Origin of the sequence: Streptomyces sp. NPDC058880, assembly GCF_042742535.1 — a bacterium.
Lineage (GTDB): Bacteria > Actinomycetota > Actinomycetes > Streptomycetales > Streptomycetaceae > Streptomyces.
The window spans coordinates 1-24,256 of record NZ_JBHYMC010000057.1 but is presented as its reverse complement, the minus strand read 5'-3'; the positions used below and the strand labels follow the sequence as shown (position 1 = coordinate 24,256).

20 protein-coding genes and 2 pseudogenes are annotated in these 24,256 nt (G+C 70.6%); 6 read left to right on the top strand and 16 right to left on the bottom strand.

Annotated elements, in window-relative coordinates:
* The first annotated feature begins 43 nt into the window (after window positions 1–43).
* Entirely contained in the window at window positions 44–1,066 is a 1,023-nt protein-coding gene (locus ACFW2G_RS26065) for a BTAD domain-containing putative transcriptional regulator (RefSeq protein WP_384584448.1), read from the top strand.
* A 75-nt stretch (window positions 1,067–1,141) separates the two neighbouring features.
* On the opposite strand, the gene ACFW2G_RS26060 is transcribed toward ACFW2G_RS26065, so the two are convergent.
* The 9 genes from ACFW2G_RS26060 to ACFW2G_RS26020 form a co-directional block, all read right to left on the bottom strand.
* The gene (locus tag ACFW2G_RS26060) at window positions 1,142–2,050 is read right to left on the bottom strand and encodes an MBL fold metallo-hydrolase (RefSeq protein WP_384584498.1); all 909 of its coding nucleotides are present in this window, start codon (window positions 2,048–2,050) and stop codon (window positions 1,142–1,144) included.
* A 325-nt stretch (window positions 2,051–2,375) separates the two neighbouring features.
* Complete coding sequence (locus tag ACFW2G_RS26055; RefSeq protein WP_384584451.1) at window positions 2,376–3,197, bottom strand: 4'-phosphopantetheinyl transferase family protein; 822 nt, start codon at window positions 3,195–3,197, stop codon at window positions 2,376–2,378.
* Window positions 3,194–5,158: a beta-ketoacyl synthase N-terminal-like domain-containing protein gene (locus tag ACFW2G_RS26050; RefSeq protein WP_384584454.1), complete on the bottom strand. Its 1,965-nt coding sequence runs from the start codon at window positions 5,156–5,158 to the stop codon at window positions 3,194–3,196. The genes ACFW2G_RS26055 and ACFW2G_RS26050 overlap by 4 nt, the downstream gene beginning before the upstream one ends.
* A 34-nt stretch (window positions 5,159–5,192) precedes the next feature.
* Window positions 5,193–5,984, bottom strand: a complete 792-nt coding sequence (locus ACFW2G_RS26045; protein ID WP_384584457.1) for a phosphopantetheine-binding protein — start codon at window positions 5,982–5,984, stop codon at window positions 5,193–5,195.
* A gap of 33 nt (window positions 5,985–6,017) precedes the next feature.
* Window positions 6,018–6,722 (bottom strand): ScbR family autoregulator-binding transcription factor, encoded by a 705-nt coding sequence (locus tag ACFW2G_RS26040; RefSeq protein ID WP_384584460.1) that lies wholly within the window; start codon window positions 6,720–6,722, stop codon window positions 6,018–6,020.
* Between the two features lie 88 nt (window positions 6,723–6,810).
* A complete protein-coding gene (locus tag ACFW2G_RS26035; RefSeq protein ID WP_384584463.1) occupies window positions 6,811–7,653 on the bottom strand; it encodes a BTAD domain-containing putative transcriptional regulator in 843 nt (280 codons plus the stop codon).
* Between the two features lie 288 nt (window positions 7,654–7,941).
* Window positions 7,942–8,562 (bottom strand): ScbR family autoregulator-binding transcription factor, encoded by a 621-nt coding sequence (locus ACFW2G_RS26030; RefSeq protein ID WP_384584466.1) that lies wholly within the window; start codon window positions 8,560–8,562, stop codon window positions 7,942–7,944.
* Window positions 8,563–9,702: 1,140 nt separating this feature from the next.
* A complete protein-coding gene (locus tag ACFW2G_RS26025; RefSeq protein ID WP_384584469.1) occupies window positions 9,703–10,932 on the bottom strand; it encodes a cytochrome P450 in 1,230 nt (409 codons plus the stop codon).
* A gap of 101 nt (window positions 10,933–11,033) precedes the next feature.
* Window positions 11,034–11,708 (bottom strand): ScbR family autoregulator-binding transcription factor, encoded by a 675-nt coding sequence (locus ACFW2G_RS26020; RefSeq protein ID WP_384584472.1) that lies wholly within the window; start codon window positions 11,706–11,708, stop codon window positions 11,034–11,036.
* A gap of 315 nt (window positions 11,709–12,023) precedes the next feature.
* Between ACFW2G_RS26020 and ACFW2G_RS26015 the strand changes: the two genes are divergently transcribed.
* Entirely contained in the window at window positions 12,024–13,877 is a 1,854-nt protein-coding gene (locus ACFW2G_RS26015; RefSeq protein ID WP_384584474.1) for an acyl-CoA dehydrogenase, read from the top strand.
* A gap of 239 nt (window positions 13,878–14,116) precedes the next feature.
* On the opposite strand, the gene ACFW2G_RS26010 is transcribed toward ACFW2G_RS26015, so the two are convergent.
* The 6 genes and pseudogenes from ACFW2G_RS26010 to ACFW2G_RS25985 form a co-directional block, all read right to left on the bottom strand.
* A complete protein-coding gene (locus ACFW2G_RS26010) occupies window positions 14,117–14,506 on the bottom strand; it encodes a DUF6009 family protein (protein WP_384584477.1) in 390 nt (129 codons plus the stop codon).
* Window positions 14,503–16,056, bottom strand: coding sequence for a phage/plasmid primase, P4 family (locus tag ACFW2G_RS26005; RefSeq protein ID WP_384584501.1), 1,554 nt, complete (start codon window positions 16,054–16,056; stop codon window positions 14,503–14,505). Before ACFW2G_RS26005 ends, ACFW2G_RS26010 begins: the two co-directional genes overlap by 4 nt.
* A gap of 17 nt (window positions 16,057–16,073) precedes the next feature.
* Window positions 16,074–17,186 carry a bifunctional DNA primase/polymerase gene (locus ACFW2G_RS26000; RefSeq protein ID WP_384584480.1) on the bottom strand — a complete coding sequence of 371 codons (1,113 nt, stop codon included), beginning with the start codon at window positions 17,184–17,186 and terminating at the stop codon, window positions 16,074–16,076.
* A gap of 524 nt (window positions 17,187–17,710) precedes the next feature.
* Window positions 17,711–17,905, bottom strand: a pseudogene (locus ACFW2G_RS25995) (acyl-CoA synthetase); the annotation flags it as partial.
* A 151-nt stretch (window positions 17,906–18,056) separates the two neighbouring features.
* Window positions 18,057–18,857: a hypothetical protein gene (locus ACFW2G_RS25990; protein ID WP_384584504.1), complete on the bottom strand. Its 801-nt coding sequence runs from the start codon at window positions 18,855–18,857 to the stop codon at window positions 18,057–18,059.
* Window positions 18,858–18,879: 22 nt separating this feature from the next.
* A pseudogene (locus ACFW2G_RS25985) lies at window positions 18,880–19,236 on the bottom strand (relaxase domain-containing protein); the annotation flags it as partial.
* Window positions 19,237–19,746: 510 nt separating this feature from the next.
* Between ACFW2G_RS25985 and ACFW2G_RS25980 the strand changes: the two are divergent.
* From ACFW2G_RS25980 to ACFW2G_RS25965, 4 genes are all read left to right on the top strand, one after another.
* A complete protein-coding gene (locus ACFW2G_RS25980; protein ID WP_384584483.1) occupies window positions 19,747–20,988 on the top strand; it encodes a ParA family protein in 1,242 nt (413 codons plus the stop codon).
* Window positions 20,985–22,085, top strand: coding sequence for a ParB/RepB/Spo0J family partition protein (locus tag ACFW2G_RS25975; RefSeq protein ID WP_384584486.1), 1,101 nt, complete (start codon window positions 20,985–20,987; stop codon window positions 22,083–22,085). The genes ACFW2G_RS25980 and ACFW2G_RS25975 overlap by 4 nt, the downstream gene beginning before the upstream one ends.
* A gap of 449 nt (window positions 22,086–22,534) precedes the next feature.
* On the top strand, window positions 22,535–22,957 hold the full coding sequence (locus ACFW2G_RS25970; RefSeq protein ID WP_384584489.1) for a hypothetical protein: 423 nt from the start codon (window positions 22,535–22,537) through the stop codon (window positions 22,955–22,957).
* 569 nt (window positions 22,958–23,526) lie between these two features.
* A complete protein-coding gene (locus tag ACFW2G_RS25965; protein ID WP_384584492.1) occupies window positions 23,527–23,718 on the top strand; it encodes a hypothetical protein in 192 nt (63 codons plus the stop codon).
* Between the two features lie 129 nt (window positions 23,719–23,847).
* Here the strand turns inward: ACFW2G_RS25965 and ACFW2G_RS25960 are convergent, their stop codons facing one another.
* Window positions 23,848–24,153, bottom strand: coding sequence for a hypothetical protein (locus tag ACFW2G_RS25960; RefSeq protein ID WP_384584495.1), 306 nt, complete (start codon window positions 24,151–24,153; stop codon window positions 23,848–23,850).
* Window positions 24,154–24,256: the final 103 nt, after the last annotated feature.

The window sequence follows — 24,256 nt, the reverse complement described above, 5'->3', positions numbered from 1 at the left end:
CGTTTCTTTCCCCGGTTCTCGCCGGATCGCGGGAGGAGGCCCCATGGATTTCGGCGCACACGACGCACACCTCGGCCGAAGCACGGGCGGTGACACAGGGGTGAACATCCGCATCCTGGGCCCGGTGGAGGTGTTCGACCGGCGTACGGGGGCGCACATCGTGCCCTCCGGCGCCAAGCAGCGGGCGCTGCTCGGCGCCCTAGTGGTCCGGGCGGGCCACGTGCTGTCCGCGGAGCGGCTCATCCACGAGCTGTGGGGCGACCGGCCGCCCGTGAGCGCGGCCAACGCGCTGCAGGCCCATGTGGCCCGGCTGCGCCGGCTGCTGCAGGACGGCACCCCGGACGCGGGCGGCCACGAGTGGATCGCCACCCGTTCAATGGGCTACCTGCTGCGGCCGGGCCGGGCCACCACCGACGCCCAGCTCTTCCACCGGCTCTCCGCCGAGGGCCGGTCGGCGCTCGGATCCGACCCCGTGCACGCGGCCGAACTGTTGCGCGGGGCCCTCGCGCTGTGGCGCGGCCCGGCGCTCGACGGCAGCGCTCAGGGGCCCATTTGCACAGTGGAGGCGGACCGGCTGGAGGAGCTGCGGCTGACCACGCTGGAGACGCTGCACGACGCGAACCTGCGCAGCGGGCGGCATGCCGAGGTCACCCGGGAACTGGAGCGGCTGACGGCCAGCCACCCCATGCGCGAGCGGCTCTACGACCTCCAGATGCTGGCCTTGTACCGGTGCGGCCGGCAGACGGAGGCGCTGGGCGTGTACGAGCGGGCCCGCCGGCGGCTGGTGGACGAGCTCGGCGTCGAACCCGGCCCGGCCCTGCGCGAGCGGATGGAGGCGATCCTGCGCCACGCCCCGTCCCTCGCCCTCCGCCGGCCCGCGCCGCTCGGCCCGGGAGTCCCGGCCGCCCCGCCTGCCCCTGATGCCGCCCTGCTCGAACTCGGACGTGAGATCGTCCGTCTCGGCGACCGGATCGAGTCGCTCACCCGGGAGCAGGAGGAACTGATCCGGCGTTTCAACCTGCTGGCCCCGGACGCCCTTGCGGTGCCGGGCGGACAGCTCGTCTGAACCTCGCGGTCCCGTACGGGAAGACGTGAAGACCCCCTGCCGGCTGTCCGCGGCAGGGGGTCTTCGGTGCTCGGCTCAGGCGTGGCATTGCGAGGGGCGGCCGTGGTATGCGGTCATCTCCCGGAAGAGGGCTCCGACATCCAGTGGCGATCCCTCGGGCAGGCCTTGCTCCTCGGCGTATCCGCGGTGGAGGTTGGGCAGCAGGCGCTCGGTGTCCAGCAGGTCGGCGTGCGGGCCGAGGTCGGTGGCACGGGCCAGTTCGAGCGGGGTCGCACCTGCCTCGGCGCCCTCCTTGGCCAGATGCTGGATCCAGCGCAGATAGGCCTCGTTGGCGTCGAGGAGCTCCGGGCCGCCGACCGGCCCGTGGCCGGGGACGACCGTGGTGGCGCCCAGGGCGCGCAGCCGGTCCAGCGCGCGCAGGGAGCCCGCCACGGACCCCATGACGCAGAACGGCGTGACCCCGTTCATCACGAGGTCGCCGGTGAACAGCACACCCTGGTCGGGCAGCCAGACGATCGTGTCGTCGGTGGTGTGCGCCGCCGGGCCGATGTGGACGAGCTCGGCCCGGATGGCGCCCACGTGGAGCGTCGTGCGGTCGCGGAACGTCAGTTCGGGCGGGGTGATCTCGATGTCGCCCCAGCAGACGTCCGGCCACAGCCCCGCCATGTGCAGCCCCGCCGCCCGGACCATGGTGCGGGTCCGCTCGTGGCCGATGGTCAGGGCCTCGGGGAAGACGAAGTTGCCGTAGGTGTGGTCGCCGTGGAAGTGCGTGTTGACGACGGCGCGCGGCGGCCGCGGCGCCAGGCCGAGTGCGGTACGGCGCAGCCGGCGGGCCCGGCTCTCGGTGGCGGCGGTGTCGACGAGCGCGCTGTGGCCGCCGTCGGTGAGGATGCCCGCGTTGTTCAGGCACCAGCCCCCTTCGGGCTGGACGTACGCGTGGACTCCCTCGGCGACCTCGGTGACGACGGCGCCGGCCGGCCCCATGGCGGTCGTGGCGTGCACGGGGGACCTCTTTCTGTTCACGGCGGGCCCGCGGCCGGGCCCCCTGGACGATGCAGGACCTGAATTCTCCGGGTTCGGGCCGTCATTCCGGCCGGATTCCCGCCGAATTCCTGACCCAGGCCGTGCACGATATCCAGACCACGGCCCATTCCCTCCGCACTCTCGATCGATTGTCGAGCGGTTTTCCAATCTTCCCTTTCCGGAAATCGTCCGACCGGGACGCCCGGAAGGGTTTTCGGCGACCCCGTGTTATCGGGTTCATGCCGGACTCGAAAGGCCGGCCTGCGGCGGCCCGGTGGCGAGGCCGTCAGACTCCGGCGGGCTCCGGCAGGACCAGGCGGCGCGGCGCGGCGCGCCCCCACGGGAATCCGTGGTGCAGATGGACCGCCGGCGGCCGCCCGTCGTCGACCTCGACCGCAACCGCCGCCAGCACCTCCGGTACCGGCTCGACCTCCAGGAACCGCCAGCGCGCCGCCGAGTCGTCGGCGGGCGACCGGAAGGAGAGGACGCCCCGGTCCTCGGCCAGGGTGAACACGAAGGAGTCGAAGGGCAGACCGAGTCCCAGCCCGCGGGCCTTGGAGTACGCCTCCTTCAGCGTCCACAGGCGCAGGACGCGCCGGTCGCGCGGCCGCCCGGGGCCGGCGCTGGCGATCCAGTGCTGCTCCTCGGGGGCGAACGTGGCGATGATGTTCTCCAGGCCCCGCTCACCGCGGTCGAGCCGCTCGACGTCGACTCCGATGCGCGAGCCCCAGGAGACGCCCAGCAGGTTGTACGCGTTGGCGTGCGAGAGGTTGAAGTCCAGCGTGTCGGCGCCCCGCGGCAGGCCGCCGGCGGGCGTCTGGAGGAACGGCCGCCCGCGCGAGGAGCGCCAGATGATCGCCTCGGCCTCGGGGATGCCGGTCTCCAGCGCCAGCACCCGGCGTACCAGCGCGTGGGCGACCAGGTACTGGCGGCGGTCGCGTTCGAAGAGGAAGCGGCCGGCGACCTCCTGCTCGTTCTCGTCCAGCCAGTACGAGGCCAGGATCGCGGCGATCCCGGGCGCGAGGTCCTCGTTGGGGCAGAACCACAGTTTGACCGGGGCCGGCTCGTGCTCCCCCGGTCCCGCCGGGTCGAGAGGCAGCGCGGTCATGCCGAACCCTCTTCGTCGCCCAGCCACAGCGGAATGCGCAGCAATGCGGATGCGGGCAGCGGCACGGCCACGGCGGCTGCCCCGCGGGCAGGCTCCAGCGCGGTCCAGTCGACGTCCAGTCCGGACAGCCACAGGCCGCGCAGCTGGTGCAGGTGCCCGGCCTGCCAGAGCGCTGCGAGGTACCCGTCCGTCTCCGGTACGCCGCCCAGGCCCAGCGGGTCGGCGCCGCCGGCCCGCAGATCGGCGCAGGGAGCCCCGTCCCGTGCGAACTGCTCGAGGACGCGGACCAGTTCGCCGGTGTCACCGACGACGGCCGCGAAACGGCAGTCCATGGCAGCGCGGCCGGTCCGCAGTGCGCGGGCGAGCCCGTCGACCGGGGGCACCGGACCGGGCCCACGCAGCAGATCGGCGAACCGCCGGGCGGTGGCGGCCAGATGGGCGGGGGTGGGGGCGGACAGCACGAACAGCTCGCCGGCACCGGGGGCCCGGTCCGGGGCCTGCGCCGTGGTGTCGGGCACGTACTCCTCCAGGACCACCTGCGCGTCCGCTCCGCCGGAGCCGCGCACGCCGACGCAGATCCGGCGGGGCTCGCCCGTCCCGCCCGTCCCGGTCTCCGCGCTCTCCCAGGGCTGCGCCTCGGCCCGCCCGGGCCCGGGCGCCAGGACCCGGTTTCGCAGCTGGAGCACGGCCCGGGTCAGGGCGGCGGCCCCGGTCGCGGCGCCCGCGTCCCCGACGAGCGCGCGGACGGACCCGGCGTCCTCGCGGACGGCGGCGGTCGACGCCTCCACACCGGCCGCGCGCAGCGCCTCGCGCAGCACGCGCGGCGCCGGGGCGTCCGCCGGGTCGGGCCGGTCCGGTCCGGCGGGCTGCGCACCGGGCGCGGGGGTTGCCTCGCCCAGGGACCCGGCGGCTCGCGCGGCAGCCTCCGTACGGCTGGCGGCGGCCCGGGACCTGCGGCCGGGCCCGGCCGCCATGGGGTCGGGTGCGGTGTGGCCGACCGCGCTGCCGCGGACGATGCAGTGGACGCTGTCCCCATCGGCCAGGGCCCGTTCCAGGGGCTTGAGCAGCAGCGCGCCGACGCCCTCCCCCGCACCGGGGCGCCGGCCGGCGGGGTGCAGCCGCAGCCGGACCCCGCCGACGAGCGCGGCGGCGCATTCGCCGCGGTGCAGGGCGGCGACGGCGAGGTGGAGCGCGACGAGCACGGAGGACTGCGCGGTGTCGACCGACTGGCTCGGCCCGGTGAGGCCGAGCAGGGCCGAGAGCCGGTTGGGCAGGCTCCATTGGCCGCCCCGGGGCATCGGCGAGGGCCGCCCGCTCTGCCACATCCGGGCCGCGAGCAGCATGTAGTCGCCGGTCCCGGCGCCGGTGAACACCCCGACGCTGCGCGGCGTCCCGTCGCCGGCCACCAGGGCGTCCAGACGGCCGCCGGTGCAGCCGGCGTCTTCGAGGGCCTCCCACGCGGTCTCCAGGAACAGCCGCTCCTCAGGGTCGATCAGGGCTGCCTCGCGCACATCGATCCCGAAGAACTCGGGGTCGAAGTCCTGCACACGCTCCAGGTAGTGGCCCCGCTCGTCGCCGGGCCGGCCGGACGGCGGCGCGGAGGAACTGTCGTGCCCGCCGCGCAGCTGCCGCCAGAACGAGGCGAGATCGGGCGCGCCCGGGTAGCGACCGGCCATCCCGACGACCGCGATCGGCTCGGCCCTCGTCCCGGCGCCCGGCCCGACGGGCGCGAGGGCAGTGGCGGGTGCGGAATCCGTGCCGCGGTCGGAAGCCGCAGGCGCTGTGGCAGGGGACGGCTCGTCGACGTCCCGATCCGGGGCGAGGTCGGGCAGCCGGAAGACGACGGGTGCCGCACCGGTGTCGATGCCGACGGCACCGGCGGAGCCGTTCAGCAGCGCGGCCACCTGGGCCCGGTCCAGATGGCCGTTCTTGAACCGGGTCAGGACTTCCTTCTCGTCCATCTGGACGCGCTCCTTCTCAGGGTGGAAAACAGCTTCAGCCGCGTCGGGCGAGCAGCACGAGTGCCTCGTCCACGGTGAGCCGGTCGTCGCGGATCGCGTCCAGCAGGACGTCGAGATCGCCGCCCGGGAGCTGCCGAACGGCAGGGGCGGCGGCGGGGGTTGCGGTGGCGGGGGCGGCGGGGATGGGGGCGGCCACCGGGGCAGGGGCGAAGTCCTGCCCGGTCGCCCCCGTGCGCGCCGCGATGTATGCGGCCATGGCGGCGAGGTTGGGGTGCTCGTAGAGCAGCACCGACCGCTCCCGGAGACCGAAGGTGCGGTTGACGACCGCGATGAACTCCGCTCCCACGATGGAGTCCACGCCCAGCACGCCGAACGCCGCGGTGCTGTTGATGTCCCAGGGGTTGCAGCGCAGGATCCCGGCGAGCTGCTCCCGCAGCACCTCTGCGATCCCGGTCGCCCTGGCGGCCGCCGGCACCTGCCCGGCGGGGGCAGACACCTGCGGCGCGAAACCCGCGGTCGCCGCCGGGACGGCAGCGGCGGCGACCTGCGCCGGTGCGGAGGCGGGCGCGGCGGCCGCGCTGCCCGCCGCCCGCGCGACCTCCCGGGCGAAGGACGCCGGCGTCGGAAAGTCGTACAGGTCGGTCGCCAGCACCCGCAGCCCGTACCGGGCGTTGACGACGGCGACGAACTCCACGACCAGTAGGGAGTCGAGACCCATGGACTGGAAGGTCTGCTCGGGGTCGATCTTCTCCGGCTTGACCCGCAGGACGTCGCCGAGCACCCCGATGAGGTCCGTCAGTACGTCCGCAGGGTGTTCATTCGTCATCGCAGGCTCCTCCAAGCCGTCGGTGGCACACGGTCACGCGGTGCTGCCCGAGAACACCGGCCGGGACCGGCCGTCCGCGGGATCGTCCAGGGCGCCGCCCGGGAGACCGGGCGCGGGGTCGTTCCCCGGCAGGCCGGCCCGGAGGTTCTTCTCCGCGCCTTCGGGCACCAGGCTCGGCAGCAGCAGCGACCACAGGCCCGAGACCCGGCGCTGCAGCTCGGTGTACGGCATGCCCGTGGCGGCCAGCGTCTCGATGCCGCTGGCCGCCGCGGCGACCAGCGATTCGATGCTCTCCCAGCGGCACTCGGCGCGGAGTTCGCCCGCGTCCCGGGCCTCACGCAGCAGCCCGCAGACCTCTGCGAGCCAGATCCGGTGGAAGTCGGTGGCGAGGGCGGGAAGCCCTGCGCACTCCTTGGTGATGCGGAAGCTGGCCGGGATCGCCGGCTCCTCGCGCAGGTTGAGCGCGAGCCAGTGCGTCGTGTCGACCAGGTGCTGGAGCGGAGAGCCTCCGCAGGCGCGCAGTTCGCGCACCGCCCCGTACAGCAGCTCGCAGCCGCGCAGCTGGACCGCCTCCGCCAGTTCTTCTTTGGAGGCGAAGTGGAAGTACAGCGCCCCCTTGGTCACTCCGGCGAACGCGGCGATCTCTGCGAGCGTCGCGTTCGCATAGCCGTTGCGGCGGAACATCTCGGCCCCCGCCTGCACAAGCTTCCTGCGGGTCCGCTCCGACCTCTCTTGCATCCCGCTGCCTCCTCGGCCCGTGGTCCGGGCGCGCGTCCGGACCGGCGAGCCGATCGCGGCCGCTTTCCTCCTGTCGCGTACGTACATCTCAGCCCACGCGTACGAGTCGCTCGCTGTTCGTCTCCGCCGCAGCCGGAACCTCGGGGCTCGCCATCAGGATCGAGCGCTGCAACCGCCGCAGGGCGGCCGAGGGCTCCAGCCCGAGTTCGCGCACGAGGGTGGCGCGCAGCCGCTGGTAGACGTCGAGCGCCTCGCTGCGGCGGCCGGAGCGGTGCAGGGCCAACATGAACTGGCCGTGCAGGGTCTCGTGGGTGCGGTAGCGGCTGGCCAGCACGGTGAGTTCGGCGAGCAGCTCGCGGTGCCGCCCGATCCGAAGGTCGGCCTCGATGCGCTGGTCGAGTGCGCACAGCCGGGTCTCCTCCAGCCGCTGGGTCTCCATGTCCAGCTGGATGCCGCCTTGCACGTCCGCGAAGGCCGGTCCGGACCACAGGGACAGCGCCTCGCGCAGCAGCCGGGCGGCGCCCGGGAAGTCGCCCGCGTCCATCGCCCGGTATCCCATGCCGGCGAGCCGGTCGAACTCGCGGATGTCGCTGGTGCCGCCGCCGCTGTTGAGCAGGTAGCCGCCGGGCAGCGTCACGAGCACGTCCTTGGCGGACCGCCGTCTCCCGAAGTCCTGCTCTCCGTCGGTCGCACCCTGTTCCAGTGCGGTCGCGATGAGGGCCCGCAGCTGCAGTACGTAGGTCTGCAGGGTGGTCCGGGCGCTGCGCGGCGGTGCGCCCGCCCACAACTCCTCGATCAGCGCCGATACCGGGACGACCTGGTCGGCATGGAGCGCCAGGAGCGCCAGCACCTGTCGCGGCTTGGGGGCCGTCGGCGTAACGGAAACTCCGTGCTCCCGCACCGCCAGTGTGCCCAGTACTTCGATGTCCACGCGTACTCCCCTGTCCGTGGATGAGCCTGACCCAGTAAAAAACAGGACGGGCGGTTTGTCAATATGAAACCGACCATGCTGTTTTTATTGACCAGCTCATTCGGTGGAGCCTCAATCACCGCTCCGACCTGCGGGAATCCACCACTCGCAGGAGATGCCACCTTCAAGAACGCGCCCGTCTGCGCTCCAGAGCGGACCCAAGTGGATCAAAACAGACTGTTCAGCCTTGGAGCACTCAGATGCCCCGGCCCTCCATTCGCATGCACGAAAGACCGGGGCGCAGAGCCGCTACAGCGGGCGGGTCCCCTCGGCCTCAAGGTCCGCGAGAAGGGCCGTCGGCACGACCGTCGGCAACAGCAGCCGCCAGAACCGGGTGACAGTGAGGTCCGACAGCCACTCCGCCTGCCGGACCCCGAGCACCTCGAACCCCACGGTCGCGGCCACCACGGCGCTCACCACATCCGAGGCCGTCACCTCCGGATGCAACTCGCCCTCGAAATCGGCCTGTTCGAGCGTCTCCACGACCCATCGCCGCCACCACTCACGCAGATCGGTACGCGGCGGGCGGGAAACCTCGCCACTCAGCTCGAACCCGGCCCGCAGCACCACGTCCCCGCGCAGCGCGCCGGCGAGCCGGTGCGTGACGTCGATCAGGAGCTGCATGCGGCTCGCCCCGAGCGGGAGCACTGCATCGGTGACAGCCAGCAGCCGGGCCAGCGCCGCTTCCTCAACGGCGTCGGTCAGCGCGACCTTGCTGATGAAGTGGTGGTGCAGCGCTCCGTTGCTCACCCCGGCCAGCGAACTGATCGAGGTAAGGGACGCCACCGCGAATCCCTCCCGGTCGAAGATCTCGGCCGCGGACCGGATCAGGGCGTCGCGCGTACGCACCGCGCGTTCCTGTTTGGCCATCAACTACTCCGTCACTGCAAGGGGTTGCCACACCTGCGGAAGGGCAGGCGGCCAGGGAAGCTGCGACGAAGCCGACCTGGGAGCTGAACTCGCTGGCACCCCCGACACCACCGCTCACAGTCACACCAGGCCGCTCCCCACGATGCAGCGAGCCCACTACCCTAGAGTTTAACAAACCGCTTGCGCGGTTTTAATGGCATCCTGGAGCTGAGCGCGCTGCCACCGGCAGCGGTGCGCGCCACGTTCGGACAGGCGTATGCGAACGGGCTGCGCCGGCGACATGCCCGGCCCGGGCGACGCACGGCACATGGGCGAGGTCTTCATCAAGATCAACGGATGGCGTGCGGCTCCGCTCCTGCGGGGCCGCCCACCGGCAAGCGACTCCGTCCACCGAGCGGACGATCCGGACTCTAACAAACCGCTTGTGCGGTTTCTGCGCACGGTCGAAGAACGCCCGCTGAATCCACGGGGAGAAGGTGCGGTGAAGGCCCCGTTACCTTTCTCGTGGCCCCGAAATGGGGCGCCTGGCCCCCGGGCCCGGTACGGCTGTCCGCCGCTGTCGAAGGGATGACCTGGGGGGGTGTTGCCGCCGGGCCTTGGGGCACCGCTTGACCGCTGATGAGGGCCCTGACGACCACCCGGCCCGGTACAACGCCGGACCACTTCAGGGACGGGATGTCTGCGTAACGCGGTTGCCGGCGTGTGGTGCCGCAGGGACGGCCAGGATCGGGCACGAGTGCACGTCGAGGGGACACGCGCGCATGGTCGACACCGTCGACATCGATCTGTTCCTCGGCCTTGACCTGGGCAAGGAGTTCCACCACCCCCATGATCTGACCGGGCAGGGCAAGACCGTCCACGACAGGCGGCTGCCCAACACCGAGCCGAAGCTGCGAGAGCTGCTCGAGAAGCCCGGCCCGCAACCGGCCTCCCCACCAGACACCCGATCCACCGGGAACGTCCCGCTTCGCGAGACGTTCCCAAGAACCAGGACCAACCCTCACAAGCCGACCCCACACAGGTTGACGAAACAGATAGGGGCACCCCCCTGCCTACCGGCCGGACACAACAGAAAGGCTCCGGGGCCAAGTTCGCCGCGGAGCCTGTGACTCTGTCCCGTACGCCGTGCCCGGCACCCGCTCATGCCTGGCGCAGCACCACTGGAAGAACCCCGTAGCCGTTCAGCAGGAAGGTGGGCATCGGCTCCAGGTCCTGCTCCGGGCAGCCGAGGGCCATGTCCGGGAAGCGCTCGAAGAGCACGGCGAGAGCGGTGGTGGCCTCCAACACGGCCAGCGGGGCGCCCAGGCACCGGTGAACACCGTGGCCGAATCCGATGGTGTCGCGCTCGGTGCGCAGCAGGTCGAACTCCGCGGCGTCCGCCCCGTACCGCTCCGGGTCGCGGCCAGCGCCCGCGAAGGAGACGAGGATGGCGTCGCCCTGCTGGATCTTGACCCCATCCAGGTCGATGTCCTCCACCGCAAAGCGCATGGGCGAGTAGCTCGCGGGGCTGTGGACCCGCATCGTCTCAGCGACCGCGTCCTCCCAGCTGGCCCGGCCCTCCCGTATGTGCGCCAGCTGCTCGGGACGGGACAGCAGCGCGCCCAGGGCGTTGGTGACCAGCGTGGACGTGGTGTCCTGGCCCGCCGCGATCAGCAGGAAGAGGGAGCCGAGCAGTTCGGGCTCGGTGAGCGCGTCACCGTTGTCCCGGGCCTCGATCAGCAAGGACGTCAGGTCGTCGCCCGGCTCCGCGCGCTTGGCCGCCACGTGCCCGGCCAGCAGTCCGAAGGCTGTCATGCGCGCGGCTTCCATCTCGTCCGCCGTAACCGTGGTGTTGAACACGGTGTGCAGCGCGGCCGCCAGCGCGTCCCGCTCGGGGCCCCGCTCGACTCCGAACAGCTCGCATATCACCTGCAGGGGCAGCAGTTCCGCGAACGCGGAACGCAAGTCGACGGGCTGGCCGGCCGGCACGGAGTCCAGTCCGTCGAGCAGCTCGGCAGTCAGCTCCGCGACCCGGGGCCGCAGGGCCGCGGACCGCCGCGCTGTGAACGCCCCCGCGACAAGGCGGCGCAGCCGACTGTGTTCCTGGCCGTAGGCGAACAGCATGTTCTCGTTGGCCACCCAGGGATAGAGCGGCCAGTCGGGCGTTATTCGCCCGTCGACGAACTCCGGCCAGTGCCGTCGGGCGTCCTTAGAGACCCTCGGGTCGAGCAGCAGGCGCTCGACGTACGCCTGGCCCACCACGGCCCAGGCGAGGAACCCGCCCGGGAGCTCCACCTCGACCGCCGGTGCCTGCTTCCGGAGCATCGCGACCTCACCCGCGATGTCCCGCCCCGTCACGTCCAGCGCGTATGGGCAAACAGCCATGGCCATCTATCCACTCCATTCGGTTGGTCGTTGTGTTTCCGTACGCCGTCACACCCACGCGCACCGAGGAGAACATCGCGCCCCCTCCCCCGTTCCGTTCGACGGCGCTAGGCCGCCTCGGCCTTCGCGTCGCGCAGCCTGACGGCTGCCTCGTACACACGCTCCGCGCGGTCCGCGGCGAAGTCGAGGCGCACCAGCACCCCGGGCATGGCGATCGCGGTCAGCAGCGTCCGCATCAAGTCGGTCACCCGTTCCACCATGTCCGCGTGCCCGGTCATGATTTTCGAGAGAACCTGGACGCCGGTGAAGCTGCCGGTGAACATCTTGGCGGTGGCCTCGATGTCGACGTGCGGAAGGATCTCCCCGCACTCCTTCGCACGGGTGAGCAGCGCCATGTTGTGGTCGTTCCAGCCCTGCATGGGGATGCGGCGGTCCAGGCCGTCGACCGGGGAACCCTGGTCCACGGTGAGCCGCACGCTCCCCCGAACCAATGGGTCGCCCTTGTACAGCAGGTGGGCGAGGACCAGCGCCTCATCCAGACTCTGCTGCAGGTACAGTTCCGGCTCCGGTACCGGCGGCAGGGCTTCCACCTGCCCGGCCAGCACTGCCTGGGCAAGCTCTTCCTTCGAGGTGAAGTGGAAGTAGAGCGCTCCCTTGGTCACCCCGGACTTCTTGAGCACCTCGGAGATCGTCGCGGACTCGTAGCCGACCTCGTCGAACAACTCCGCCGCCGCGACCAGGATCTTCTGCCGTGTACGAATGGCTCGTTCTTGCCGCGCCATACACCCTCCGCTACCACTCGGGACAAGAACAAACCGCGAGGTTTGCACTCTCCCCCGTACTCACGTGGCGTGATTATCGCGCCACCGTCCGATATCACCCCTGGTCAGCCTAGGTACCGACCAAGCCATCCTCGACTATATCCACACTCGGCAAAAAAAACCAGGGCACCGGTTTTGCTTGTCGCCCTTGAAAACAAAACCGGTTAGTTCGTATCTTTGGCGCTGCGCAACTACTTCGGTTCCTAACGGGGGGATGGTCCGATGTTGGCACTGACGCGTGAGTACGCGGAGACCTATCGACGCAGCGGGAGTGGTGTGGCTGACCTCCACCCCGCCCCGATCAGCGTTTTACCTGCTCAGCAGGGCTCGACCAAGCCTGGCCCCAGGCCCAGATCTGCCGCCCAAGAGCTGACCCACCTGCTCTTCGACCGCGACGACCGCGAGCGGGTCCACGGGGGGTGGCGGCGACTCCTCGCCGGCAAGGATTTCTCCTACCTTCCGGACCTGACTCCGGGAGAGCGGACGGTGGTTTCGTACGACCGTCTGCGGCTGGTCAACAGCACGGTCGACGATCCGATGGCGCTGGCGCACGACGCCCGCCTGCTGGCCGGGCTCCACGAGTGGGCCGGGTTCGTGGACGGGGGCCTGTGCACCCTGGCGAGCATCCACTACAACCTCTTCATGGGGAGCCTGCTCGACCACGATATCTACGGACGGGACCTGTCCACTTTCACCTCGATGCGGCGCATCGGGACCTTCCTGTGCACCGAGCTGGCACACGGCAACGACGTCGCCTCACTGCAGACCGCCGCCGTCTTCGACCCGGCAACCGGCGGCTTCATCCTGCACACGCCCAATCCGGGGGCGCGCAAGTTCATGCCCAACACCAGCCTCATCGGCGGTCCGAAGAGCGCCGTGGTGGCGGCCCGGCTCCTGGTCGACGGCGAGGACCAGGGCATCTTCCTGTTCCTGACCCCGCTGAGCAACCACGCCGGGCACCTGCCCGGGATCACCGTCCGCCAACTGCCACACCGCACGGGAACGCCGGTCGACCACTGCCTTACGTCCTTCGACCACGTATGGCTGCCGCGTGAGGCCATGCTGGAGGCCGACCACGGCCGGCTGGACGAGGACGGCACGCTGACCAGCGCGCTGGGAAACCGGCGCAAGCGCTTCCTGCGCTCCGTCAACCGCGTCACCATGGGCAAGCTCTGCATGAGCGCCGGCACCTTGGGCATGGCACGCGCCGCGCTGACCATCGCAGTGCGCTATGCGCAACACCGGCAAGTCGGCGGCCCGAAGACCGGCCAACGCATCCCGGTGGTCCGCCACCGCAGCCACCACAGCAGGCTGCTGAACTCCCTCGCGAACGCCTACGCCATGACCTTCCTGCACCGGACGGTGATGGACCGCTTCGTCGCGCACGACGAAGCGGAGCGCGAAGAGGTGGAGCGCCTGGTCGCCGTCGCCAAGGGCTGGATCACCTGGCAGGCGCGGGAGATCACGACCGAGTCCCGCGAACGGTGCGGCGCGCAAGGCCTGTTCCCGGCGAACAGGATCTCGGACCTGCCCGGGAACATCGAGGGCGGGATCACCGCGGAGGGCGACAACCTGGTGATCTGGGTGAAGGCTGCCGCCGAGATGGTCTTCGGGCACCAGGTGGACCCCATCAGCTCGGACAACCGACCGCCCGGCGAACGCGACCTGACGGACCTGCGTTTCCTGCGCGACCTGCTCGCCTCCGTCGAACGGACCTGGCAGGCACGCGCCCGCATCGCACTGCGCCAAGGCCCCTCCGGGGACCCGATCGGCCGCTGGAACGAGTCCTCCGGCGCCGCGCTGGAGATGGTCTCTGCCCATGCGGCCAGGCTGGCAGCCGACGCCTTCCTCGAGGCGGCGGGACAGGCGACCGAGCCCGCGACCCGCAAGCTGCTCACCAACCTGTGCTGGCTGTTCCTGCTCCAGCAACTGCGCCAGCACACCGGTGACCTGCTCGCGGAGCAGCGGCTGACGGTGCAGCACGTACTCGGTCTGCACGAGACGATCGACGCCGTCCTCGCGGAGCTCGCCCCGCACATGATGACGCTCGTGGACGCCTTCGACCTGCCGGACGAGTTCCTCGCCGAGGCCCCCATCGCCAACGCGGACTACCTTGACCACTACCAGTAGAGCCCCACTCCTGACCCGTGCACCGCGAGTCGCGCCGCTCGCGGTGCACGGGTGTCAGTGAAGGGAACGGGACAGCGCTGCCTCATGGGATGACTGCGCCCGTGTCGGCCCGATCAGGACGATCACGAAGCGAACCACCCCGTACCGCGCACCTTCCCCGACCACCTTCTGCAGTTGCCTGTCGTCCAGTGCGTAGACGAGCCCGCCGACCCCGCCGCGGGCGGCACCGTCCGGCCCGTCTACGGCCGCAGCTCCAGCATCGCCGAGGACATGGGGCCGCCCTCCGAACGCTCCGTCTTGCGCCCCTTGTTGCCCGGGGCCAGCGTCCGGGCGTCCACGGCCTCGGCCGGCGCCCCCGTCGCGTACAGCCCCTCGGGAGCGGTGTCCCGGTCGTGCGGCAGCAGCCAGAAGACCCGCCGGCGGAACGTGCCCGAGGAGCGCGAGGGCTTGGCCTTCGGCCCCAGCAGGGCGTACCCGACCATCCGCCCGTCGCGGTGGTACGCGGGCCTGCCGCGCCGGGTCGGCAGCCGGTCCAGGCTCTGGCGGACGTAGTCGAGCCGGCTGATGTCCTCCAGCCAGACGAGGTCCACTTCGTGGACGATCTCGTCTTCTGCGATGAGGGCGCTCATGCTGTCTCCTCGTCCGCGAGCAGGCCGATGCCCGGGTAGTACTTGCGCTGGTTGGACAGGATCATTTCCTTCGGCGACGCCAGTCCCACCACCTCGCGGACGCGTGCCGCGAAGGCCCGGGATGATATGGCCGGAGCTCCTTCATTCTGGCACCACGCCCTGTAGGCCGCGTAGAGCTGCGCTTGCTCCGCCCGCAGATCGGCCTCCAGGCGGCAGGTCTCGCCGATGAAGCGCCCGGTGTGGTCCTCGGTCTCCGCGTACGCCGTGGTCGCGATGCGGACGCGCTCGGGGCCCGTGAGGGCCCGGTCGCCGCCGAGGTAGCGACGGGCGCCCTCGATCAGCCAGTTGAGGATGCCTGGGCCCTCCTGCGTGACGAGCACGTCCGCCAGGTTGTCGATCTTGCGGTCGTCGGAGACGACCCGCTCGAACGGGATCAGCCGCATGCGCCGCCAGAACGCGAAGCCGCCGGTGCCCACCTCGGGCCGGTGATTGCCCAGCAGCCACATCTTGTGCGTGGGCTCGAAGCTGAAGAAGTCCTGCCGCATCCGGCGCGCTTTGATGCGGTCTCCGCCGGTGAGCAGTTTGACGCGGGCCTCGTCGAAGCGGTCGCCCGGTTTGACCTCGCTGCACACGATCACGCGGCGGCCGTGCAGCTCGGCGAGGTCGGTCGGGTGCCCCTCGTAGGGCCGGGACATCAGGAATCCCGGAGGCGCCGCGTCCGCGTAGTCCCCGAGCAGCTTCATCAGGACGTCCAGCAGTACGGACTTGCCGTTCTTGCCGGACCCGAACAGGAACGGCATGACCTGAGCGCCGACGTCCCCGGTGACGGAGTAGCCGAGAAGCAGCTGGAGGAAGTCGATCATCTCCGCCCCCTCCGGCCCCTCGCCGAAGGTGTCGGTCAGGAAGCGGCGCCAGCGCGGCGTGGGCATCGGCTGCGGCGCCGCCGAGGTGCAGCGGGAGTGGAAGTCCTTCGTGGGCTCGGCGGGTCGGATGTGCCCGGTCCGAAGGTCCACGACGCCTGCGGGCGTACAGAGTGCGTACGGATCGGCGTCCAGGCGGGCTGCGTTGAGCACCATGCCCGGGGCGGACTTCGCCTGGGTGAGCATCGCGTTCATCCCGCTGGTGCTGAGCGTGCGGCGGCGGTGCTGCTGGAGCGCGGCCGGGGTGTACACGCCCTGGGGGTCGGTGGTGGCGATGGACTCCGCGAGGTCTCCCGCGGACCACATGACGGTGTCGTCCTCGTCGATCTGCCAGCGGGTGCCGTCCCAGCGGAACCAGCCGATCCCGGGGACGTGCCGGTAGTCGTTGCAGTAGAGCTTGACGAACAGTTTGGCGTTGCCCCGGTCGGTGAGCGTGTCGGGCAGCAGTCCGTCCGCCGTCGCCTCGCCGTCGGCGGCCGCGGGCCCGCCCGCCGTCGCCGCCTCGCGGGCGCTGTCGGCCCCCTCCGGGTCCACGGGGTGCTCCGCGGACTCCTCGGACTCCCGGGGCGCCAAATCGGGCTGGGCGAGGATCTGCGCGGCGACGGCCTGTACGTCGAAGCCGGCCAGCATGCTGTCGTTTTCCACGCTCACCGGCTGCCTCGGAGGGGAAGCGGGTGTGCCAGGCCCGCGCTCAGCCCGCCGCGGATGATGGCGCGGCAGCGCCGCTCCTGACCGGGGCGGGCCTGCCCGGCCGCGGCCTCCAGGGCGCGCAGGGCGCCGGCCTCGGTGACGTGCCCCGCGGCGACCAGTCCCCCGGCAGTGTAGGCAGCACGGTTCAACTTCTCCGAGAACGCGGCCCCTTCGGGTACGGCGGAGCAGGCGGTCACCTCGGCCAGCAGGCCTGCCAGTAAACGGTCCGACGCCGCTCGTCCCCCGCCCGCCGCGATGACGGCCTGCCGGGCCCGGGGCGGGACCGGCCGCGGGCCGGGTACAGCCGCGGAGGGCAGGTGCCCGGTGCGCTCCAGTTCCCGGGCCAGCCAGGCCGGGAGCGGCGCGGGCATCCGGACGGTTCCCAGGGGCCGGTAGACCCCGGCGGCGGTGACGGTGCCCGGGGCCACGATGTACCCGCCGTGTGCCCGTACGTCGACCTGCCAGGCGAGGGCCCGGCCGCTGCTCGACCCGGCAGAGCACTGCCACCGGTGCCCGCCGTCGTTGCGGTACCACACGTGCAGGCCCCCGGACGGGGTCCGTACGCGCAGGGTCGACGAGTCGTCCGCCGGGCTCGTGGCACCGCGCAGAGCGGCCAGTACGCCAAGGGTGTGGAAGCCGTTGGCCAGCCCGGTCAGGTCGACCGCGTCGGCGATCGCGACGCCGGGCAGCAGCCGTTCGCGGCCCGGGAGTTCGCGCGGGTGCGCATCGATGTCGATGACGACGAGGCCCGCGGGGCCGGTGGCGACGCCGACCCCGAGGTCGGGGCGGGCACCCCACCACTGCCGGATCCGCCCGGAGTCGAGCGTGGCCGCGTGGAATCCGTGGCACCAGCGGCCCGCGCGGAGGCAGTCGCACATGCCCCGGTCGTGGCCCGGGGCGCGGCACGCGTCGCAGTTGCCCACGGGCGTCTTGCGGCCCGGCGCGAGGGGATGAACCGGCCACCCCCGGCGCGCACACCACGTGGCAGTGTTCAGAGGCTGCGATGCGACCGGTGCAGCTCTCGTGGACTGCCTTGGGTCGCTGCGCGAAACCCGCAGCTCAGCTGCCATTCACTTCCCCCATCAGCGACTGAAGCGACTCAACGCCCAAAATCAGATTATCGAAACAGCCGGGGGGTGAGAGACATATGAGCCAGAACAGATGTACGCGTCCTGGACGAGCCCCAGCGACCGAGCGACTGACCGCACAGCGACCCGGACTTCTTCGGTCGCTCGTTGAGTAGCTCACAAAACACCAGGCCAGAGGCCTGCGCAAGAAGAATCAGCGACTGAAGCGACCCAAGACCCGTATATATGACGCACACACACGCACGCACATGCACGTACGCGAATGTCTCCATATACCTGAACCTTGGGTCGCTTCAGTCGCTGTTCCCTCCTTCGCAGACCTCTGACCTGCATGTTTCCGCTCCGGTTCCGAGCGACCGAAGAGTCGCTCGGTCGCTTGCGTTCCGTCGCTGCCCCGGCGCCCCCGCCTTCCGGGCCGCTCAAGCCCCCCTGAACCGGGGCTCCAGCGGGAGACAAGCGGCTCCTGGTGAGCGCCCCGCCCCGGGCGGGCCCGCCCGGCACCGCCCTCAGCCTGCCTCCGGACCGAACTCCCCCGTCAGCAGGAGCTTCTTCTGCGGCTTGCCCATCGCGTTGCGCGGCACCGCCGAGACGAACCGCACCTCGCGCGGCCGTTTGTGCACGGACAGGTGCTCGGCGAAGAGATCCGTGAGCTCGGCGCCCGTCGCCCCCTCCGCGACGACGTCGGCACGGTCACGGCCCCCTCGGTGTTCACTTCCGCCAGGTCGCCCCCGGGCTGCGGCCCGCACTCCCGCCCACCGGGCACGGCCAACTCGGCGGCGTTACTCGCGAGGCGCTTGAGCTCGTGCACGGTGAATTGGACCTGGAATTCGGCGAACGACTGCAGTGGTCCACTCAGTGGCCGGCTTGCCGGCCGCGTTGCGGTCCGGGCTCCATTCGGCGGTGCACTTGCTGGTCGTCCCGGCGCGCCGGATGCGCTGCGCGCACATCGTCCTTCTTGGCGTGGCGGTCCGCACGGGTACGGGAGTCGTCGCCAGCCCTGCTGAACGCGTCCTGGAGGCGGCGCAGCCGGTCGGCGGTGAGGTCGAGGGCTTCCACGTCCGGACGCGAGTCGCGCAGGGCCCGCAGCGCCGTCATGTCGATCGCCTCGCCGGGTACGGCCGCCGGCTCCTGGTCGTCGTGTTCGGGGTCGGCGGCCGCGGGCGGGAGCAGCTGCTCGGGCGTCGCCGCCTGCTGGTGCCGGGCGATGTCGTACGCCCTGCCCCGCACAGCGGTGGCGATGGTGGTGGTGCGCAGCTTCTCGCGGACCACCGCACCGGCGAGGACTGCGGGTTCGTACTGGAGCGGGATGCGGGGGATCTCCCGCTCCCCCGCGTCCTGGCCCGGGGGCCGGAGTTCGGCCGGCTCACCTGGACCGGCCGGGGGGTGCTGGTCCGGGTCGGGGGCGGGGGTGGGTGGGCGGGGCCGGGCGGAAAGGTCGGAAAGGTCCCACCGGGCGGTGTAGAGGCGGTAGTCCTTCAGCAGGCCGATGGTGGTTGTCGGCTTGCTGATGTCCAGGCAGTGGGTGGAGATGGCGGTGGCCACGATCTTTTCGTCCAGGCCGGGTTCGCGGCGGCGGCCGCGCAGGACGAGGGCGAGGTGGCGGCGGGCTTCGGCGAGCGGGTGCCGGTGGTGGAAGCGGCCGCCGTCGTTCATCACGAACGGTGCGCGGCTCGGTCGCCGGCCCCAGCTCCGCGCAGACCTCGGCGGCCACGAGTTCGTTGTAGAGCGCGGAGGCGGCGACGGTGTTCTCGTACAGGGCCGTGGTGTGGGTCGAGCCCCACTTCTTGTTTAGGCGCTGCCCCTTCACCGACAGCAGCAGATGGTCATGGAGTAAGGGTCGACCTGAGCGGGCCTCGTGGTGGCGGAAGCGGGCGGCGACCTGACCGCCGGGGGGCCGCCCGCGGTAGATGCCGTCCTTGCCGTACCGGATCACCGCGACCTCGTCCTCGATCCACTCCAGCACTCGTACGATCGCCCGCTCGTGCGCGGCCTCGATCACCTGCCGGGTCTCCTCGTCCCCCAGCGCCCACACTCGATCACCTGCCGGGTCTCCTCGTCCCCCAGCGCCCACAGGAGGTAGATCGTCGGCTGCGGCCGGAACACGAAGTCGACCCCGGTGACCGTCACCTGGCGTCCGAGGGCGCCGGCCTTGAACGCCTGCTTCGGCGAGGCGCTGACGGCGAGCAGGTAGGCCTCGATCTGGTCCGCGTCGGGATGGCGGCCGCGCTCGCCGAAGAGGTTCCGCAGCTGCGCCTCGGTGACCTCCTCCCCCTGAGCTACACCTGCCAGCTACTGTTCCCCATCCTCAACACGCGCTACGCAGGGGGCTGTGATGCCAGGGGCATGACTGGCACCAGCTCCGTGAGCCGCGTAGCGCCCACGGTCGTCTGCGGCCCTGTCGGCCCGCGGTGCGGCCACTGCCGGTCTGTGCGGTTCCGTCTCCGCGACTTTGACACCCCTCCATTACGCCGTAATGACGCGCGATCGTCCAAGGTAACGCGTCACACGTGAAGTCGATCTTGAATGTTAGTAAGGTGTCATCATGTCTTCGACGCCATCAGGGGATCGGGAGAAAGTCGTCTCCAAGCTGCCCCCGTCACTGCAGCAACAGCTGAAGGTCCGCACAGCGCAGCTCAGCATCGACATCCAGCACGCCGTGGAAGAGGGGATCACCGCCTGGCGCGGCCTCGGGTCCAACCTCTCCCCCGTCGACACCGCCGGAGCCAAGTCCTTCTCGACATGGCTACCGGAAGGCCATTGGGACACATTCCGAGCCGACTGCACCCATCGGGGCGTCTCCCTCATCCAGGGACTCGCCCAGTCGGTGTCCTTGTGGCTGGAGACCCACCCCGCTCCGGGCGTGCAGCGCCCCTCGGTCGTGCGACGCATCGTCGTCTGCAACCAGAAGGGTGGCGTAGGCAAGACCGCGGTAGCCGCAGGGGCCGCCGAGGCCATGGCGGAGGACCCCGATGCCTTGCACCCCGTCGGTGTGTCCAAGCACTTCGCGCACGCCCTCGCCGAAGCCGACCCCGACGCCACTCCCGTGGAGTTGGAAGACCTCCCCGGGCTCGGCCTTCGTGTCCTCCTGGTCGACTTCGACCCCCAAGGACACCTCACCAAGCAGCTAGGCCATGACCTGCTGCCCCTGGACGGCGACAGCCTCACCAAGCACATGGCCGGCGACTCGCACGGAAAGCTCAAGGACCTCATCGTCACCGTCAATGACGAACGGTTCGGAGACAGGCTGCACCTGCTGCCCTCCTGCACGGACGCCTTCCTCCTCGACGTGAAGCTTTCCGGCGTACGCGCCCGCGAGGCCGCACTCGAACGAGCCCTCTCCCCCGTCGAGGCGGACTACGACGCCGTCCTCATCGACTGCCCCCCAAGCCTCGGCCTCAGCATGGACGCGGCCGCCTACTACGGCCGACGCCGCGACTCCGAAGCACCCGGCAACTCCGGCATCCTTGTCGTCGTCCAGGCAGAAGACAGCTCCGCCGACGCCTACGGCCTGCTGACCACCCAGATCGACGACCTGCGCTCCGACATGCATCTCGAACTGGACTACCTCGGCATCGTCGTCAACCACTACGACGCCCGCCGCGGATACATTGCCACCTCCTCGCTGGAGAGCTGGATGGCCATAAGGAACCCCCGGGTCGTCGGACTCATCGGCGACCTGAAGGAACAGAAGGAAGCAGTGCGGGTGAAGCAGCCTCTGCTCGCCTACGCACCTCAGTGCCCGCAGGCCGTCGCCCTGCGCGCGCTCGCACGGGAGATCGCATGAGCAGCAAGGCAGCACGACTGGGCATGGGTACTTCGTTCACGCAGACGCAGAGCGTCAGCGCACGACGCCAGGCCATCAACGCGGCAACCAGTGCTCCGACCGAAGGGGCGCTCCCACCGGTGAGTCTCCCGGTGAGTCTGATCAGCCTGAACCCGGCCAACCCCCGCACGACGCTCGGGGACCTCCGCGACCTCGCCGCCAGCCTTCGCGATCACGGTCAGAAGCAAGCGATCACGATCATGTCGCGCTTCTCGTACCTCGAAGCCAACCCGGAGCTGGCCGAGGAGCTGGAAGAAGGCACCGAGTACGTCGTCATCGACGGGAACTCCCGCCTGGCCGCAGCACGTGAAGCCGGCCTCAGCGACATCAAGGTCATGCTCGACGAGGATCTCGGCAACACCGCCGACGAGATTCTTGAGTCCTCACTCGTTGCGAACATCCACCGCCAGGACCTCGAACCGCTCGACGAAGCGCGTGTACTCCAGCAACTGCTGCAGAGCGCCGGAACTCAAGAAGCGCTGGCAGCCCGGCTTCACCGCTCTCAGGGCTGGGTTTCGCAACGTCTGGCCCTCCTCGGGCTGACCCCTGAGCTCCAGAACAAGCTGGTTTCCGGTGAGGAGCCCGCGGACCTGCTTCGCAGGGTCGGCAACAAGAAGCCGGAAGAGCAAGCCGCACACCTGGAACGCCTCAAGGAACAGAGGTCGGCAGCCAAGAAGCGGGTGCCGGCTCCCGCCCGGTCGGAACGGAAACCCACCGCTGAGGTTGCGTCGGAAGCCCCCGCGGCCGACGATCCCGACCCGTCTCATTACGCCGTAATGAAGACCGACGGCCCCCAGCCCACCGACACCGGCTCCGGCACGGACAGCGTGCCCTCTGCACGTGGGCCCGTGCTCATGCCAGGGCCCGTGAAGATGCCGTGGGCCGACGGTGCTGCGGCGATGGACATCGCGTTCATCAAGCTGACCCAGCACGACCAGCGAGCCCAGGCGATCGCCCACTACATCCATCTGGTCGGCAGTCCGGAGGCGTTCGCCGAAGAACTGCGGGCGAACACGAGCCTCGAATACCGACAGCGGCTGGCCGAACTGCTGGCGTAACCGTCTGCGCATACCGTCTCGGGGGTCCTTCATTACGCCGTAATGAAGGACCCCCGAGACGTGAACCACGCAGGACAAACAACCAACCTGCGGTACCGGTGGAACAGGTCAGGACGCTGCAGGGGGAGTGCAGCAAAGGCCCTCACAGCAGCGGCCCGACAAGGCCGGCTCCCGTGTAGACGATCGTGGGGGAGGCGAGCCCCGCTGTCAGACTGCCCCCAGCCGGGGCTCATCCGTGAACAAGCCAGGCGCTGCCAAGGCTGCCGGCTCTCATCGATTGCCCATGCGGCATGTCCAGCCGCGAGGCCTGCCGGTGCTACGAGGCCGCTCCACCGGAGCCAGTCATGGCATGTGAGACCTGTTGCCGATCTATGATCCCGGGAAACCCAGGCGCCAGGCCTCAGTGCTTGAGGCAGGATCAGGTAGATCGACATCAGGAGGACACACCAATGATCACCGCCACCCAAGGAGTGACGAGCACTTCGTCGTGCCCGGCCTGTGGTGGCGCGCTGGTCCGCGACGTCGGGCAGTTCATCGAACGGGGACAGATCCGCTGGGGCATCGAAGGACGGTGCCAAGCCTGCGCCCACGGGTGGTGCGAGATGGGGGCCGGCCCCGCTCCCGAAGAGATCAGGCAGGCCCTGCTGACCCAGCACGGGTCTACTCGCCTTCGCCTGGCGTCTGAGACCAATCTCGTTCCCGTGTTGCGCGCCCTTCGCGAGATGCGTCATCTGACACTGGGGGAGGCCCGGCTGATGGCCGCCGAGTTGAGTGGACCGGGTCTGGTCGGCACGTCCGTGGAAATGGCGCATCTGGCAGAAGGGCTTCGCCAGCGGTCCGTCTCCACAACCATTGATCCGTCGCCCGCCTGACCGCCCGCGAAGCACTCAGCTGGTTGACAGACGGCACTGGGAATCAGCGAGACGAGACGCACAGTACCCAATTCGGCAAATTCGGCAGTAAGAGGCAAAAAGCGACGCACAGAATGGGCCCTACCGTCGACGAACTCGGCAGGCCCGGTATGAATGGACCTTTGATCGCCCAGGAGGGCCGCAGGCGCCCTCCTGCGGCGCTCCAGGCCGTTGCACTGGGCGTCGGCTACGGCAAATGAGTGTCCTGGCGCCGCAGTGAGACCAAAGGCTCTGTCTCTGTAGTCAGCGTCGCCCCCAGAGGGTCTGGTGCAGGTTCGGGTGACAGTTTGGGTCACGCGGCTTGGAGGGCCGGTGTGGTCATGACGGTCTCGTATTCGATGGGGGGGTGCCCCTATCTGTTTCGTCAACCTGTGTGGGGTCGGCTTGTGAGGGTTGGTCCTGGTTCTTGGGAACGTCTCGCGAAGCGGGACGTTCCCGGTGGATCGGGTGTCTGGTGGGGAGGCCGGTTGCGGGCCGGGCTTCTCGAGCAGCTCTCGCAGCTTCGGCTCGGTGTTGGGCAGCCGCCTGTCGTGGACGGTCTTGCCCTGCCCGGTCAGATCATGGGGGTGGTGGAACTCCTTGCCCAGGTCAAGGCCGGCGACCGGCGGGCCGTCCTCGCCCTGGACGCGAACGGCTACCGCCTCGGACCACTGGCCGAGGCCCTCGCCGCGGGGCTGGACCCCGGCGCCCCCGGCCGCGCTGGCGTACAGGGAGCCGGATGAACAGCGCGCTGCGCGACAGTACCTCGGGCGCGTCCCAGACGGTGACCGCGGTCGCGCAGGCGCAGGTGGCGGGCCGCCCGGCCCTTGTGACCGGCGGGTGGAACGGGCGGGTGCGGGTGTGGGACCTGCTCAGCGGCCGGTCTGGACGGCGGCCAGGGCCGGGTCGGGTGACGGCACTCCGTGCGGATGCCGTGCCGCCAGGTACCGCCGGATGTCGGGGGCCGCGGCCACGATCTGCTCGTGCCCGGCGCACACCAACGCGCCGAGCAGAGCCGACTTCCCGGACCCGGGCGCCCCGGTAGCGATCCGCAGCCCGCCGGCCGAAAGGTCGTCGATCCAGGGCGCGAGCGCGGCCAACTGGCCTTCCCGGCCCACGAAGTGGTCGCCGACGCGGTCGGTGAAGTGCTCCACACCGGGGTCCGCGAAGTCCCGCACTGGCGCTGCTAGTACTCCAGCAGTACTTCGTGGCTTGACCTGGGGAAACGTCGAGCGGTGGGAGTGTAGCGGGCAGGATGCCGTCACGGACGGCTTCTGCCCG

Coding starts and splice junctions, on each gene's coding strand:
- ACFW2G_RS26065 (WP_384584448.1), top strand. CDS start 44: ATGGATTTCGGCGCACACGACGCACACCTCGGCCGAAGCACGGGCGGT.
- ACFW2G_RS26060 (WP_384584498.1), bottom strand. CDS start 2,050: ATGGGGCCGGCCGGCGCCGTCGTCACCGAGGTCGCCGAGGGAGTCCAC.
- ACFW2G_RS26055 (WP_384584451.1), bottom strand. CDS start 3,197: ATGACCGCGCTGCCTCTCGACCCGGCGGGACCGGGGGAGCACGAGCCG.
- ACFW2G_RS26050 (WP_384584454.1), bottom strand. CDS start 5,158: ATGGACGAGAAGGAAGTCCTGACCCGGTTCAAGAACGGCCATCTGGAC.
- ACFW2G_RS26045 (WP_384584457.1), bottom strand. CDS start 5,984: ATGACGAATGAACACCCTGCGGACGTACTGACGGACCTCATCGGGGTG.
- ACFW2G_RS26040 (WP_384584460.1), bottom strand. CDS start 6,722: ATGCAAGAGAGGTCGGAGCGGACCCGCAGGAAGCTTGTGCAGGCGGGG.
- ACFW2G_RS26030 (WP_384584466.1), bottom strand. CDS start 8,562: ATGGCCAAACAGGAACGCGCGGTGCGTACGCGCGACGCCCTGATCCGG.
- ACFW2G_RS26025 (WP_384584469.1), bottom strand. CDS start 10,932: ATGGCCATGGCTGTTTGCCCATACGCGCTGGACGTGACGGGGCGGGAC.
- ACFW2G_RS26020 (WP_384584472.1), bottom strand. CDS start 11,708: ATGGCGCGGCAAGAACGAGCCATTCGTACACGGCAGAAGATCCTGGTC.
- ACFW2G_RS26010 (WP_384584477.1), bottom strand. CDS start 14,506: ATGAGCGCCCTCATCGCAGAAGACGAGATCGTCCACGAAGTGGACCTC.
- ACFW2G_RS26005 (WP_384584501.1), bottom strand. CDS start 16,056: ATGCTGGCCGGCTTCGACGTACAGGCCGTCGCCGCGCAGATCCTCGCC.
- ACFW2G_RS26000 (WP_384584480.1), bottom strand. CDS start 17,186: ATGGCAGCTGAGCTGCGGGTTTCGCGCAGCGACCCAAGGCAGTCCACG.
- ACFW2G_RS25990 (WP_384584504.1), bottom strand. CDS start 18,857: ATGAACGACGGCGGCCGCTTCCACCACCGGCACCCGCTCGCCGAAGCC.
- ACFW2G_RS25980 (WP_384584483.1), top strand. CDS start 19,747: ATGTCTTCGACGCCATCAGGGGATCGGGAGAAAGTCGTCTCCAAGCTG.
- ACFW2G_RS25975 (WP_384584486.1), top strand. CDS start 20,985: ATGAGCAGCAAGGCAGCACGACTGGGCATGGGTACTTCGTTCACGCAG.
- ACFW2G_RS25970 (WP_384584489.1), top strand. CDS start 22,535: ATGATCACCGCCACCCAAGGAGTGACGAGCACTTCGTCGTGCCCGGCC.